Source organism: Legionella bozemanae, from assembly GCF_900450575.1.
Classification (GTDB): Bacteria; Pseudomonadota; Gammaproteobacteria; order Legionellales; family Legionellaceae; genus Legionella; species Legionella bozemanae.
The window spans coordinates 1,817,727-1,832,500 of the sequence record NZ_UGGY01000001.1 but is presented as its reverse complement, the minus strand read 5'-3'; the positions used below and the strand labels follow the sequence as shown (position 1 = coordinate 1,832,500).

Sequence of the window (14,774 nt, the reverse complement as noted above, 5' to 3'; positions counted from 1 at the left end):
TTTGAATTAATTTGTGAGTATGCTATGCAAACGCTTTATTGACAAGGAGCCTTGTATGGCAACAGTTGCTCAATTTGATATTACATATACTCAATTTTTAAATGAACATGGAAAATTGGTCGGCCAGCTACCTTCTTTTGCCCATGATCATTCTGTGCTCAAAGAACTTTATAAAATTATGGTTCTTACACGGACTTTTGATAAAAAAGCGATTGCTTTACAAAGAACGGGAAAAATGGGAACTTATGCCCCGATTAACGGACAGGAAGCAATTTCAACCGCTATAGGGCATGCAATGCGTCCTGAGGACGTACTTGTACCCTATTATCGTGATTATGCTGCGCAATTTCAACGCGGGGTAAAAATGTCTGAAATACTCGCTTTCTGGGGTGGTGATGAGCGTGGCAGTCAATTTTCCTGTAATTCAGAAGACTTACCGATATGTGTTCCAATTGCATCTCAATGTTTGCATGCAACAGGCGTTGCATTTGCCTTTAAATACAGAAATCAACCTCGTGTCGCTGTAGTGTGTCTTGGTGAAGGCGGTACTTCTGAAGGCGATTTCTATGAAGCGATGAATGTCGCAGGCACATGGAATTTACCCGTTGTTTTCGTGGTCAATAATAATCAATGGGCAATTTCTGTCCCTAGAGATCAACAGACCGGTACCCAAACTATAGCACAAAAGGCTATAGCAGCTGGCTTTACAGGAATGCAAATTGACGGTAATGACATTCTGGCAACAAGACAAGTTATTGGCGATGCAATTGAAAAAGCACGTCGTGGTGAAGGACCTACTTTAATTGAAGCTATCTCTTACCGTTTATCGGATCATACAACAGCTGATGATGCAACTCGCTATCAACCTGGCGCTGAAGTTGAAAAAGCAAAACCTAAAGAACCCATCTCACGATTTAAAGAATTTCTTATAGAACAAAAAATTTGGAATGCGCAAGACGAAGAAAATTTGGTAATTCAATGTTCTGAAGAAGTAGAAAAAGCAGTTAATGAATACTTGGGTATGGAGCCGCAACCAATCAGTAGTATTTTTGATTATCATTATGCCGAACTACCCGAGTATTTAGTGGAACAACGTGCAATAGCTATGGAGGAAGCAACTCATGCCTGATATTACTTTAATCGAGGCAGTAACTCAGGCTTTGGCTTATGAGTTAGCTCATGATGAAAATGTTGTGGTTTTTGGAGAAGATGTAGGTAAAAATGGTGGTGTCTTTCGCGCCACTGTAGGATTACAAGAGCGTTTTGGTGAAAAAAGAGTTTTTGATACTCCTCTGGCAGAGTCTATGATTGCCGGATTAGCAATTGGCATGTCCATACAAGGATTGAAACCTGTTGCTGAATTTCAATTTATGGGGTTCATCTACCCAGCAATGAATCAAATTATTTCTCATGCTGCTCGAATGCGTAATCGAACACGCGGTCGACTCCATTGCCCTCTCGTTTTTCGTGCGCCTTTTGGTGGTGGCATTCGAGCTCCAGAACATCATTCTGAAAGTACTGAGGCACTATTTGCTCATATTCCTGGTTTACAAGTTGTGATTCCCTCTTCACCACGACGCGCTTATGGGCTGCTTTTAGCAGCCATGCGTAATCCTGATCCGGTAGTTTTTCTCGAACCTAAACGTATTTATCGTTTAGTCAAGCAACCTGTAGAAGATAACGGTGAGGCTCTTCCCCTCGGCAAGTGTTTTACTTTACAACAAGGCGATGACGTCACATTAATAAGTTGGGGAGCCAGCATCCACGAAACCCAACAAGCCGCGAAGCAATTAGAAAACGAAGGAATTTCTTGTGAAGTCATTGATGTAGCAACGATTAAACCACTAGATATTGAAACAATTCTAGCCTCAGTAGAGAAAACGGGACGTTGTGTTATCGTTCATGAGGGAGCAAAAACTTGTGGAGTTGGTGCCGAGATTTCCGCACAAATTATGGAAAACTCTATGGCTGATTTAATGGCTCCAGTCCAACGGGTAACCGGGTATGATACTGTAATGCCCTATTTTCAGCTGGAAAAACAGTACATCCCAAGTGTTGCACGGATTAAAAACAGTGTTATGAGCATAATGGAGTAATAATGAATATTTTCAATCTACCTGATTTGGGTGAAGGCCTGCCAGATGCTGAGATTCATGAATGGTTTGTTAAAGAAGGTGATGTTGTAATAGTAGATCAACCATTAGTTTCTATGGAAACCGCAAAAGCAGTAGTTGATGTACCTTGTCCTCAGTCTGGGACTATTAGCAAATTATATGGTAAGCCTGGAGATGTAATTAAAACAGGTGAACCTTTGGTTGCTTTTAAATCAACTAGTGCTAAAACCGAAGACAAAGGAACAGTAGTCGGTAATTTAGAAGAAAGCAGTGAAGTATTTGAAGATAATTTTACTGTCGGCATCCAACACACTACTAAAAACCGCATCAAGGCAACCCCTGCAGTAAAAATGCTTGCTAAAAAACTTAATGTCGATTTATCTACAGTTAAGGGAACTGGAGAGTTTGGCGTCATCACTCGAGATGATGTTCAGGTACAAGCTGACAAGAACTCAGAGATTCCTGCAGGCTTTGAACCTCTGCGCGGAGTAAGGCGAGCAATGCTTAATAGTATGACTCAATCTCATGCAGAGGTAGTTCCTGTAAGTATTTTTGATGAAGCGGATATTAATGCGTGGAAGCCAGGTACTGATATTACGATTCGCCTAATCCGGGCAATGGTCTACGCTGCTAAAAAAGAACCTGCCTTAAATGCATGGTTTGATACAAAACATGGTGCACGCCAGTGTTTTGATGAGGTACATCTTGGCTTGGCCATGGATAATGAAGAAGGATTATTTGTACCTGTTATTCATGACGCCGGAAAACTTGCCGATGGTGATCTACGAAAAATGATCAATGAGTTTAAAGAGTCTGTGAGCAATCGAGAAATTACTGCAGATAAATTGAAAGGAGCTACTATAACACTTTCCAATTTTGGAAAATTTGCTGGTCGCTTCGCAAGTCCCATTATTGTTCCACCGATGGTTGCTATTTTGGCCGTAGGCAGACTCTATCAGGGAGCTGTTGTCAATACTCAAGGAACACTCGAAGCACATAACATACTTCCTTTATCATTAAGTTTTGATCATAGAGCAGTCACTGGAGGCGAAGCAACCCGTTTCTTAGGTGCTGTGATGGAGTCGTTACAAAAGGAATAAGGTAAAACTCCTCTCCCCTTGAGGGGGAGGATATAGATGTTATTGCTGCATTTTTTCTTGCATTTTACTTTTTATTTTTTCAGCAAGCTTCATTTTGCATTGCTGCAATTGTTCTGGGCTGAAATTGGTGTTGGGTAATTGTTTTTTACCCATTGATACAGGTAAAACACAGTCTTTGACTAACTCTTTGCCTGCATTCTCCCCTCCTTTAAAGTAACCATTTTGCATACAAGAGATTGCAATAGCCTTGCAGGGCCCTGATTCTGCCCAACCAAAAAATGAAACGCTCATTAATAAGCTAACTATACCAATCTTTGCAAATAATTTGTTCATTTTTATAATTCCTTTTGTTGAGGATATCAATCCTATTTTTTAAACAATTGCATCTAAAATATAGCATAGTATTTGTAGTTTGCCTTTATTAGTATTTTAGAGTTCAAATTCAATAAATTACATGAAGTACCTTGTGCCAGAATTAAGTTATTTTGGCACAGGAGTAAGAAAGACTCTCTCTATTTCTCGCTCTATAGTATCGCGTTTTAAGAGTACAGAATTAGCACGATCTGTTTGTGTCAAAGCGATTGCATAAGGACCAACAAAAAATGCGTCACTATGGATCACGTTACTTCTCACTTTCATTGTATATCCAAAAGGAATTTCGAAACTTGCAAAATCAAAATATCCATCCGCTCTATCAAAACCAAGAGTCAAGGCACCACTACATTTAGGGGATAAAGGAGTGAAGACATGCGGAAAAGGATGGGTTTCAATAAATACTCCTCCTCCACCAAATTGATTCATAACATATTCTTCGATATAGGCCGGGTCCCATATATATTCTACTAAAAATAGAGTTTTTAATTCTTCATATTCTACATCATCCAATGTAAAGGATTGATTTAGTGAAATAAGCTCTGCTCCATATTTTCTTAGAAAGGTTTCAGGTACTGCTGATGCATTCATTTTGGGAATATTAAGAGCGCTCACTTCCTTTGAGATGGCCAGAATCCCTAAATCACCAAAAACACTCGCATCCCTACCACAATTTGCTTGCTCTTTATCCTTATCCAGCCATTTTGCTTCCACAGTAAGTTCTCGTGGCACTATGTGCTTTATGTCTTTTACTTGAGACAAATTTTCCTTTGTGATTCCTGTTGCCGCTAACATATCTACTATTTCTCCCGTATGCAAAATAGCGTGAACCTTTTTGGATAACATAAGGGGCTTTATAGGATTATTGGGATTTCTCCTATCAATCATAGTGGACTGAAGTGTTTGATAATGTTTATAAACATCCTTTTCAGAAATATTAGATGAGATAAATAACGCGTCATGACGCTTGAAAAAAGGCTCAGGAACAACTGAAGACTGACTTATAGTAAGTTTATTACTCAGATCGTCATTCTTTTTATCATTTAATAGTGCCATAATAAATAAAAAAATAAGCCATATAATATTATTTTAATACATAAACTAGGGTTGGTGATCAGAGCCGAGCGGGATATTCGTTTGTATTCAATATTAGGTTTCGCTAATGCTGCGCTCAAGCATATATTTTATGATTGAGCAATTTTATTGAGTAGCGCTGCGAGCCTGCATCCTGCATACGTAGCTTGTTTTTGAATTAATTGCTGAGCATTTTCTTGATATTTATCACTAGGGGTTTCATTAGGGTTCAGCTGATAAACATTCTTTATCGCCAGCTTATGGGACATCTTTGCCCATTTAGCAGGTTTTATTTCTGCACCTATCATTGAACAGGGCATTTTTTGTTCCAATTGCAGTGCTGTATTTTTCACTCGAGCCTCATCAAATTGCCCAAGAAAAAAGCCAGCGCCATTATCCCAATACTGATGTAAATTATTGCCCACTGGATTTTTTCCTAACAAGAATAAATTGCCTCCTAAATCACCCTTAGGATGTTGCGCACTGACTCGAGTTATAGCGTGTAATGGTTGATGGATATCACCTGTTATATGAATCAACATGCGTAATGCAAGTTTTTTATCCGACGGGCTCGTCTTTTTAGAGGAAAGTACTGAAGTTGCTTGTTTAATTGTCTTTACTGCATTGGTACTTTCAATGGGCGGTAAGTGAGTTCCATCACTGGAAAAAGGAATATCAATATAATGCATTACATCATACCAATATACTTCTCTCCACCTAATTTCATCCATCCATGTTGAAGAGCTAACAAAACTTGAATTGGGTGTGTTCTGGCTGCGTGAACGAAGATATTTATAACACATGGTTCTGGCGCTGGGAGATAAATTATCGTAAGCAATTTGCGCCACCACCTTGTGGCCTGCTGCATTCCAAGCATAACTGCTTAAAGTCACTAAGCAACAAACAAGTATACAAATAATTCGTGACATAATTAACCCAAATAGGGAGACCACGCGGGCTCTTGTACATCTCCTTCACGTGCGGGAAGTCTCATTCGTATTCTACCGTCAAGAGAAACGATACCCAATACACCTTTATCCTCATTGTGGGTCGCATAAAGAATTAAACGACCATTTGGTGCAATAGATGGAGACTCATCACGACCAGAAAAAGTCAGACTGACAATTGGTCCACCAGCTGCACTTTGTAACCCTATGTTAAATTGCTTGTCATCCCGATGCAACATAATGATATTTTTCATATCGGGTGTATAAGAAGCACGTGCATTGTAATTACCTTCAAAAGTTACACGGCTCACCTGACCATTGGCTAAAGAGAGACGATATATTTGTGGTGAACCTCCTCGCCCTGAAGTAAATAATAAGCTTTTGCCATCTGGCGCATAGCGTGGCTCAGTATCAATGGCATCACCAAAAGTCAATTGCTTCATGTTACCGGTACTGATGTCTACGCTGTAAATTTTGGGTGTTCCACTTTTAGATAAAACTACAGCCAACTCTCTGCCGTTAGGAGACCATGCAGGGGCTCCATTAATTCCAGGGAAACTGGTAATTAAGCGTCTTTGACCTGTCTCAACTGAAACAGTAAATATTTGCGCTCTTTTTTTCTCGAAAGAGACATAAGAAATGCTTTTACCATCTGGCGCCCAAGCTGGAGACATAATAGGCTCGGAGGAAATCAATAAGCTTTGTGGATTATGTCCATCTGCATCAGCAACCTCAAGTGAATAACGAGTGCTCTTTAGAGTTCTTTGGACAGAAATATAGGCAATGCGAGTAGAAAAAATCCCTCTCTCTCCCGTTAATTTTTGGTAGATTTCATCACTGATATGATGTGCTAATGGTCTGACTTGATTCGCACTAATTTGAAACGTTTTTGTCAATAAAGTAGCTCCATTCGCTACAGCATCAGTTAAGGTAAAGCTCACTTCATAATGATTTCCTGCGCGGATGACATGCCCTGTTACAACACTGTCTGCCCCCAACTGCTTGAGCGTGCTTACTGGCGATTGCGCATTGGCACCTTGAGGACCAGAAACAATACGAAACTGTCCTGAGAAATTTAAATCACCTTCAATAACTTGTCCGATTTCTTGAGCGGCACTATCTGAACCAAAAGAATTAATCGCAATAGGTAAGGCTGAATTAATCCCTTGAGTTAACTCTAAATCAAGAGCAAAAATTTGCTGTGTAAAAAGCAATAAAAAAAGTGTAATAATTCGGTTAATCACGAGTTTTACCCCCTCACTTGTTCTGGTCGAACGGTTAAACTTATATCTCGAAACAGATTAAATGTTTCTGCATCTGCGGGTACAGGTAGCGGTGATGCTTTATAAATAGCTGTTTGTGCTGAACGGTCAAGCAATGGATCACCACTGCTGCGAGTTAAAGTAACTTCTAATACCATTCCATCAGGAGCAAGACGTATTCTGAATTGGCTCGATAAACTACTGTCAACATTTTCAGGCAATATCCAATTTCTACCGATAGCATTCACAATGAGTGCCTTATATTTATCAACTTCGCCGGCGATACGTGCCTGCCTTTCAGCATTTTTTGCTGCTTGCGCTTGTTTTGCAGCAGCAGCCTCTGCTTGTTTTTTTCTTTCCGCTTCTGCTTTTGCAAGCTCTGCTTTTTCTTTTTCAGCTTGAGCCTTCTCCGCCATTTTTTTCTTATTCAAATCAGCAAGTTTTTTAGCTTCCAATTGCTGTTGCTTGACTAACTCTTCTTTTTGTTTTTTTAAGTCTTCAATACGCTTCGCTTCCAATGCCTTTTGCTCTTCAAGTTTCTTTAAACGTTTTTTTTCCTCTTCAGCTTGTTTTTTACGAGCAATAGCAATCTTATTCGCCTCCTCTTTAAGTCGAGCAAGTTGTTGTTGTTCTTTTATTCTCTGTTGCCTTGCCGCTTCTGCCTGTCGCTTGAGCTCGTTTTGTCGGTTAATTTCAGCTTTTTTTTGTTGCTCCCGCTCCTGTTTCAAGCGATTTACTGTTTCCATAACTTGTTTATTATCAACACTTACTGCTTTCACCACTTCAGTTTGAGGTGTAGCCGCAATAGGTTGATCTACTCCAGGTGTATTTTTGGTTTCCGCAGTTAAAACAGGCCGCTGACTTGAGTTATCTGTTAAAAGCATCACGATTAAAAAAAGATGTAAACCAAGTGCGGCAAAAAAAGCTTTACGATAACTGGGATTGCTTATCATGCTTGCCCCTCTGATTTTTCTTGAGATGAGTCAGTCAATAATCCCACCTGCTCAGCCCCTGCTTGTTTGAGTAATGCCATTGCCTGAACAACTTTTCCGTACGCAACCCCCTGGTCTCCTTTAACTAAAACGTTAAGTTTTTGGTTTGATTGCTTTGCCAACTCCAATTCTGCCGCAACGCGAACAACTAAAGCTTGAGACTCTATAGGTTCTGCAGGAGTACTGCTAATATTAAGAAAATAAGTACCTTGCTGATTTACTGAAACAATAATGGGTTCTCTATCTGTAGGTGCCAAAGTTTGGCTTGCAGCTTTAGGCAGGTCCACAGTTACTCCTTGGCTCAACATGGGTGCTGTGATCATAAAAATTACAAGTAAGACCAACATCACATCGATATATGGTACAACATTAATTTCTGATATGGGGCGCTCACGCTTGTTTTTTGCTCTGATCATTTCAAATTTTACCCTCTTGCAGTATCTCTGTTTTGTTGCTCTATAAGCGATATTAATTCTTCCTGAAATAAATCAAATCGATTTAATAAATCATTAGCGCGCGTTGTATATCGGTTATATGCAATAACTGCTGGTATTGCAGTAAATAAACCCAAAGCAGTAGCTACTAACGCTTCAGAAATCCCTGGTGCCACCATAGCAATCGTTGCTTGTTGGGCATGGCCTAATGCCTGAAAGGAGGTCATTATACCCCAAACCGTACCAAATAGTCCTACATAAGGTGCGATAGACCCTACAGAAGCAAAAAAAGGTAAATGTTTTTCCAATTTCTCTGCTTCTTTTGCGTGTGTAATTTGCATTACTCGTTGTATCGGTTCAATAACTACATTACCTTGTTTTCTGGCTCGTACAAATTCCTTAAACCCAGCATGAAAAATAGCTGCCATCCCTTGTCGTTCATCCGAATTACTATCAATATCGGCATAGAGCCTGCTTAAATCACCACTATCCCAGAATCTTTGATTAAACGCATCTGTGAGCTGCTTTTTACGGTTAAAAAACCAGGCTCGTTGAAATATTAATGTCCAGGAAGTAATGGATGCAGCAGCTAGCAATATCATAACTGATTTAACAACCATACCTGCTTGCATAAAATACATTAATACATTTGCTTGATTACCCATCTATATTATCTCCAGTACCATTTCATGCTGTGGCTTTTACCTATACCAAATTACAATAACAATTTTTTTATTCAACGCGGAAATCGTTTTGGTTTCAAATTACTATTCACGCATACCACTTGAATTTTGGCCTCACAAACTATTATTTCCTGCTCATTTTGCATACTCTGATCAAATAAAAAACTACAAGCCCCTAATTGCTGTACTTGCGTTTTAATTGTTAGTAAATCATCCAATCGAGCCGGGGCTTTATACCGAAGATGCGCATCATATATTGCAAAAAGAGTATCCTGTTTCATCAAATCGGAGAGGACCAAATTATTTTGCCTGAGCATTTCTGTGCGAGCCCGCTCAAAATAGCAAAGGTAATTCGCATGATAAACAATTCCCATATAATCTACATCTTCCGCGTAAACACGAAAAGAATGTTGATGCGTGATTGTGGCATCCATTGATTAATCCTGCTCTACTGTATTTAAACCAAAATGCTGATACGCTCTTGGTGTGGCTATTCTACCTCTTGACGTGCGCATAAGGAATCCTTGTTGTATTAAAAATGGCTCTAAAACATCTTCAATTGTGCCTTTTTCCTCACCAATTGCTGCCGCAATGCTATCAACACCTACCGGACCCCCATTAAATTGTTCAATGACGGCCAACAGTAATTTTCTATCCATGAGGTCAAATCCATGTTGATCTACATCCAACATTTCCAAAGCTTTTTGCGCGATATCAACACTAATAATCCCGCTCCCCTTAACCTCGGCATAATCACGAACCCGTCGCAGTAAACGATTTGCAATACGTGGTGTTCCTCTTGATCGGAGTGCGATTTCTCTTGCTCCTTCGGGTTTAGTTTTTACATTGAGCAATTGTGCGGACCGTGCAACAATTTGAGTTAATGAATCAACAGAATAATATTCCAGACGCTGTACAATACCAAATCGATCTCTAAGGGGCGAAGTAAGCAATCCGGCTCGTGTCGTTGCGCCAATTAAAGTAAAAGGAGGTAACTCCAGTTTAATAGAACGCGCAGCCGGCCCTTCACCGATCATAATATCCAATTTATAATCTTCCATGGCCGGATAGAGTATTTCCTCTATTACAGGGCTAAGCCTATGAATTTCATCAATAAATAGAACGTCATTTGCTTGCAAGTTAGTGAGTATTGCCGCAATATCCCCTGCTCTCTCAATTACCGGCCCGGAGGTTTGACGCAGATTGACACCCATTTCATGAGCAATAATATTGGCTAAAGTAGTTTTACCAAGACCAGGCGGGCCAAAAATTAAGACATGATCCAGAGCATCGCTTCGCTTTTTCGCGGCATCGATAAAAATTTGCATCTGCGAACTTACTGCATCCTGCCCTATATATTCACTAAGGCTTAGAGGTCTAATAGCACGATCGATAGCCTCTTCTGAGGTAGTACTTTGAGTACTGATTAAGCGGTCACTTTCCAGCATAAAGTTCTTTTAACAGTTCAGATGAATGGTAGCATTTTATCATATGTTTTTTGAATAGCAGCTTATTTGTTAATAGATATTTATGAGCTGCATAACAGTGATGACTGAAAGTAATATCACACAATAGCCCCGGATTACAGTTTTACCCTCACCCGGGTCACTAAATCCCTCTCAATATAGAAAATCATACTTAACTTATTTGAAGAGATAATCTCTCTTTCTGTTGGAGTTCATCATGGTCAGATACTATAGATGGAGGTATTTCAGGAGACGATATAGCAGGTTTAAAGAATCGTATTAAATTTTTTTCTCGCTCAAACTCTTCTTCGATTGGAGTAAACGATTTAAATTCATCAAGACAATTGAAAAAGCGAACTATTGAGCATATTGCAGCCATACAAGAGACTGACAATACAGCAAGCGCAAAAAAAGGATTAACTGCTACTAATGGGGCTGCCATAAGAACACAATACGAAAAAAATGTACTTGATAGTGCGGCCCAGAACAACAATTCTAATGAAGTTAGAATATTTTCAAGAACAACACCAGTTTTTCTTAACGACTTTATTTCTTCAATTTCTTTTAAAACTTTTTCAGCGGTTAGTTGTCCGTTTTTTGCACTTTCAAGTCCTAATACAAGAAGTTCATATAGTTTAATAGATTCTTTTTCTGATTCATCATCAAGCGCGTCAATATATAGCTTATGATAATAAGCTTTAAGCGCTTTTAATTGTCTTTCAATTTCCTCATTAAGTTCCACTCCGTGAAACAATGCATCAATTTTTTTATCGCATTTGTTTAAACGTTTTTCCATTGAACTCGACATAATTCATCCCTTAATTTAATAAAAGAAAAATGATATTTATATTGATCAGTAAATAATCAAGGTCGTTTTATAACATAATTGAAAAAACTATTAAAGATAGTGCAACCGATTGAAAAAACAGTTAAAACTAAAGTAACTTAATCCTTAGCTAATCTAACATCGCAATCATATTTTCAGAAACATACTCAGTTGTAGAAGATTGCCCAGCGATTGCTGCACTTACTTCGTTTATGGGAGAAACGGGCGGTTTAAAAAATAACACCAAACTTCGTTCTCGCTCATCTTCTTCATTCAATCGGGTACATGATTTAAGATCATCAATACATTGAAATAAATTACTTATTGATTTAATCATTAGAGCAGCAGAAACAATAGTTAGTCCGAATCCTAAAATTGGATTGGGTACTGTTACTGTAGTGGCACAAAGAAAAAAAATGGTGATTGCTAAAGACCAGAAAGCCATTTCCAGTACTTTCGCGATATTATAAAAAACAATACCAAGCTTTCTTTCAAAAAGAATATCTTGAATTTTTTGTAATGCCTCATCAGCAGAAAGTTGACCATTTTTAACTTTAAGAAGATTGTCAACAAATAATTCATAGCTTTCCACAATCGTTTTAGGCAAATAAGTCGATTTATTGAATGAGGAATTATAATATGCATCGATATCTTTTAATTGCTGCAGAAGACTTGGGGCATGCTCATGCATTGTATAAAGTCGTAAAAGTTTATCGCGGCAATTTACTAAACGCACCTCCAGAGTAATAGGCATATGTTCATCAACTCTTAGATATTTTAAAAAGGCCCAGATAATCAAAAAATGCTTTTTATATCATAATTGTGGAAAGAAAAAATGTCTATTTAAACAAATTGGCCTATTGACTCCATAACTAATTTTCGAGCCCTAAAAATGCGAGATCGCACCGTTCCAACCGGGCAATCCATTTTTTTTGCAATAGCTTCATAAGATTGGCCATCCAGGATATACATCCCATAACAAAGACGTAACTCCTCAGATAAAGTAGAAAGAATCGTCTCCAGTTGCTCACCGAACTCGATATTAATCAATAGATATTCTGGGGAGAGTTGCACCGAAGGATAATAATTGTCAGCATATTCTGCTTCCATATCCATGCGCAAATTAGCAGCACGGTAATGATTTTTGATTGTATTTTGAGTAATTCGATACAACCAAGTGGAAAATTGACTTTTCTCTTTAAAATAATGCAAATAGCGATAAACTTTAATTAATACTTCTTGCGCCAGATCACTAACATTGGCCCTATCTTGAATATGTAAGTAAATAATTTGCTGTATTTTATTGTTATACCGTGAAAACAACAGATTATAAGCTTCCATGTCTCCCTGTCTCGCCAAATTAATCAAGTCCTCATCACTATAAGAAGTTTCTTTCTTCATCACTTCCTCATAATTCCATTATAAGAACGATCGGTCTTTTATTGTGCTATATGTGTAATTATATACTATTTTGGCTTATTTTGAGATGCAATAAACGTAATTGATAGTTTGTTATCTGGTCAAGAAATAAAACAATCCGCTTTTTTTGACTTGGATTCGTGAATTCAATAAGTTGAAAAAGAGGGTTGTGAATAAGAATAACAGCTTGATTATAAGTCACCTTATTATCCTGAGCTGCTTCCAAAACCCATGCATTGTTCATAAATTGAATTTTTTTAACTGATGAGCATGGGCTCTGATTAGTCCAATCAATTTTCAGCAAGATAAAAACAAAGCCCAGTAAAATTAGTTTGATAAATAAAGCTATTGATGAATAAAAGATCAAAATGGCGGTAATAAGGTAAGTCACTAAAATCAAACGGAAATAAGTCCTTGACTTCCCTGGCTCAATTACTATTTCGGATAATGGCGACAATTTTTTTTAACTCTTTATCTTGAGGATCTTCATGCCCCATTAACCAGGCGAATAACTCTGGATCAGTGCAACTTAATAGGGAATTAAAAGCCTCGAGTTCTTTTACAGACAAATGCACGAGCTGATGCTCAAGAAAATGTTGCAAAATAAGATCCAATTCCAGCATTCCTCGGCGGCAATGCCATGCAAGTCTTGTTTTTTCCTTGGGATCCAACATAGGTAAATCTCTTATGATCAAGTTACGGGCACATAATACACTACTGTCTTTATAAACGGAAATCATTAAACCTCTATAGAGTTATCCACTAAGTTCTAGACAAGGCGCAAGTAAAGTGAGGTGAAGGAGTGTATACTTCATGAGCCGAACGAGCTTGCAACGAAGTATAGGACTTAGTGGGTGGTGCTATATTTAAAACACTACTATGGTGAGCTTAAAAAATTAGATAAACTCTACATATTTCAATTGACAGTTGCCGCAAAGCAACTGTTTTTTAGGTTTAAAATGATGAGCATAACTTTTACACATTTAATCAATAACAGGGCTTTAACTACATTTAAACCATTAGAGGAAGAATTAGTGCTTCTACCTCACAAAAATTATTTGTTTGATTTATCTTATCTTACAGTGATTGATGTTGAGGGTAATAAAGCCATTGATTTTCTTCAAGGACAATTAACCTGCGACTTGAACGCCATATCTGACATACAAATGATAGAAGGTGCGCAGTGTAATCTTAAAGGGCGAATTCTCACTTTAATGGATATTATTACCTGGCAAGGAGTTAAGTTAGTACTGCCCCAAGATTTGCAAGAGAGTACAATTAACTCATTAGGCAAATATGCATTGCTGTCTCGCGTTACACTCAAAAAAAATAGCCAATTTAATATTTTTGGATTTTATCTACAAAATCATGAAGATATTATTCCCGATACAGGTTTTTTTCCTAATTCGCTTTATGCTCAAACATATACCAACCGTTCTTGTTCTTACCATTTAGGCAATGGATTTTATATTTTTCTTGCCCTGGCTGATAATGTACATGCGATACAAGAACGTTTTATGAAAAATGACCAATTTCTTGGTTCTTTAACCTGGCACACTTTAAGATTATTCCAACAACAAATAGAAATTTACCCCGAATCACGGGGCCTATTTTTACCTCATAGACTTGGTTTACAACAAACCCCATACATTAGCTTCAATAAAGGGTGCTATAAAGGGCAAGAAATTATTGCTCGAATGCACTATAAAGCGACTATAAAACATCAATTGAAAATTTATGAAATGGAAACCGAGCAAAAAATCTATTCCGGACAAAAGCTATTAAGCGAACCTGGGGGAACAGAAGTTGGTGAATTAGTTGACTTTTCTATTCTAAAATCTGGGCGGTATTTAATTGCTGTAAGTATATTGAAGGAAGCAGAACAAACGGTGTTTCTTGAAGGACATAATCAGCTAGTAGAGTTAACCAAGGCATCAGTTACCTTATCAAATCCACTCGCTTAATATAATGGAGCTTGGTGAAACAAGTAGGTTGGGTCAAAATAACCCAACCTACTTCCGGCTTTATTATGAACTGATCAAAAAAGTGAAAATTTTCAGACCAAAGCCCAATCTCTATACACAT

18 protein-coding genes are annotated in these 14,774 nt (G+C 38.1%); 4 read left to right on the top strand and 14 right to left on the bottom strand.

Translation table 11 applies throughout. The annotated features are described in order from the left end of the window. Window positions 1-55: 55 nt before the first annotated feature. Genes pdhA through DY223_RS07895 form a run of 3 tightly spaced genes read left to right on the top strand, consistent with a single transcriptional unit; the run spans window position 56 to window position 3,214 of the window. Window positions 56-1,129 (top strand): pyruvate dehydrogenase (acetyl-transferring) E1 component subunit alpha, encoded by a 1,074-nt coding sequence (pdhA, locus tag DY223_RS07905; RefSeq protein ID WP_058457766.1) that lies wholly within the window; start codon window positions 56-58, stop codon window positions 1,127-1,129. Continuing rightward, window positions 1,122-2,096 carry an alpha-ketoacid dehydrogenase subunit beta gene (locus DY223_RS07900; RefSeq protein WP_058457765.1) on the top strand — a complete coding sequence of 325 codons (975 nt, stop codon included), beginning with the start codon at window positions 1,122-1,124 and terminating at the stop codon, window positions 2,094-2,096. Before pdhA ends, DY223_RS07900 begins: the two co-directional genes overlap by 8 nt. A 2-nt stretch (window positions 2,097-2,098) precedes the next feature. Further along, entirely contained in the window at window positions 2,099-3,214 is a 1,116-nt protein-coding gene (locus tag DY223_RS07895; protein WP_058457764.1) for a dihydrolipoamide acetyltransferase family protein, read from the top strand. 39 nt (window positions 3,215-3,253) lie between these two features. Here the strand turns inward: DY223_RS07895 and DY223_RS07890 are convergent, their stop codons facing one another. The 14 genes from DY223_RS07890 to DY223_RS07825 form a co-directional block, all read right to left on the bottom strand. Then, window positions 3,254-3,547, bottom strand: coding sequence for a hypothetical protein (locus tag DY223_RS07890; RefSeq protein ID WP_058457763.1), 294 nt, complete (start codon window positions 3,545-3,547; stop codon window positions 3,254-3,256). 147 nt (window positions 3,548-3,694) lie between these two features. Further along, a complete protein-coding gene (locus DY223_RS07885) occupies window positions 3,695-4,642 on the bottom strand; it encodes a hypothetical protein (protein ID WP_058457762.1) in 948 nt (315 codons plus the stop codon). Window positions 4,643-4,770: 128 nt separating this feature from the next. After that, on the bottom strand, window positions 4,771-5,589 hold the full coding sequence (locus DY223_RS07880; RefSeq protein WP_058457761.1) for a S1/P1 nuclease: 819 nt from the start codon (window positions 5,587-5,589) through the stop codon (window positions 4,771-4,773). Between the two features lie 2 nt (window positions 5,590-5,591). Further along, complete coding sequence (gene tolB / locus DY223_RS07875) at window positions 5,592-6,851, bottom strand: Tol-Pal system beta propeller repeat protein TolB (protein ID WP_058457760.1); 1,260 nt, start codon at window positions 6,849-6,851, stop codon at window positions 5,592-5,594. Window positions 6,852-6,856: 5 nt separating this feature from the next. Next, window positions 6,857-7,822 (bottom strand): cell envelope integrity protein TolA, encoded by a 966-nt coding sequence (gene tolA / locus DY223_RS07870; RefSeq protein ID WP_058457759.1) that lies wholly within the window; start codon window positions 7,820-7,822, stop codon window positions 6,857-6,859. Beyond that, on the bottom strand, window positions 7,819-8,277 hold the full coding sequence (tolR, locus tag DY223_RS07865; RefSeq protein WP_058457758.1) for a protein TolR: 459 nt from the start codon (window positions 8,275-8,277) through the stop codon (window positions 7,819-7,821). The genes tolA and tolR overlap by 4 nt, the downstream gene beginning before the upstream one ends. 8 nt (window positions 8,278-8,285) lie before the next feature. Next, entirely contained in the window at window positions 8,286-8,960 is a 675-nt protein-coding gene (gene tolQ / locus DY223_RS07860; RefSeq protein ID WP_058457757.1) for a protein TolQ, read from the bottom strand. Between the two features lie 71 nt (window positions 8,961-9,031). Beyond that, window positions 9,032-9,412 (bottom strand): YbgC/FadM family acyl-CoA thioesterase, encoded by a 381-nt coding sequence (locus DY223_RS07855; RefSeq protein ID WP_058457756.1) that lies wholly within the window; start codon window positions 9,410-9,412, stop codon window positions 9,032-9,034. Window positions 9,413-9,415: 3 nt separating this feature from the next. Beyond that, window positions 9,416-10,426 (bottom strand): Holliday junction branch migration DNA helicase RuvB, encoded by a 1,011-nt coding sequence (gene ruvB, locus DY223_RS07850; RefSeq protein WP_058457755.1) that lies wholly within the window; start codon window positions 10,424-10,426, stop codon window positions 9,416-9,418. A gap of 190 nt (window positions 10,427-10,616) precedes the next feature. Next, complete coding sequence (locus DY223_RS07845; RefSeq protein ID WP_235810450.1) at window positions 10,617-11,240, bottom strand: DUF5638 domain-containing protein; 624 nt, start codon at window positions 11,238-11,240, stop codon at window positions 10,617-10,619. A 160-nt stretch (window positions 11,241-11,400) separates the two neighbouring features. Beyond that, window positions 11,401-12,024, bottom strand: coding sequence for a DUF5638 domain-containing protein (locus DY223_RS07840; RefSeq protein ID WP_058457753.1), 624 nt, complete (start codon window positions 12,022-12,024; stop codon window positions 11,401-11,403). Window positions 12,025-12,113: 89 nt separating this feature from the next. Further along, window positions 12,114-12,671: a sigma-70 family RNA polymerase sigma factor gene (locus DY223_RS07835; RefSeq protein WP_058457752.1), complete on the bottom strand. Its 558-nt coding sequence runs from the start codon at window positions 12,669-12,671 to the stop codon at window positions 12,114-12,116. A 58-nt stretch (window positions 12,672-12,729) separates the two neighbouring features. Continuing rightward, the gene (locus DY223_RS19485) at window positions 12,730-12,933 is read right to left on the bottom strand and encodes a hypothetical protein (protein WP_235810449.1); all 204 of its coding nucleotides are present in this window, start codon (window positions 12,931-12,933) and stop codon (window positions 12,730-12,732) included. Between the two features lie 184 nt (window positions 12,934-13,117). Further along, complete coding sequence (locus tag DY223_RS07825) at window positions 13,118-13,363, bottom strand: FAD assembly factor SdhE (protein ID WP_058457815.1); 246 nt, start codon at window positions 13,361-13,363, stop codon at window positions 13,118-13,120. 288 nt (window positions 13,364-13,651) lie between these two features. Between DY223_RS07825 and ygfZ the strand changes: the two genes are divergently transcribed. Next, window positions 13,652-14,653, top strand: coding sequence for a CAF17-like 4Fe-4S cluster assembly/insertion protein YgfZ (ygfZ, locus tag DY223_RS07820; protein WP_058457814.1), 1,002 nt, complete (start codon window positions 13,652-13,654; stop codon window positions 14,651-14,653). Window positions 14,654-14,774 lie beyond the last annotated feature (121 nt).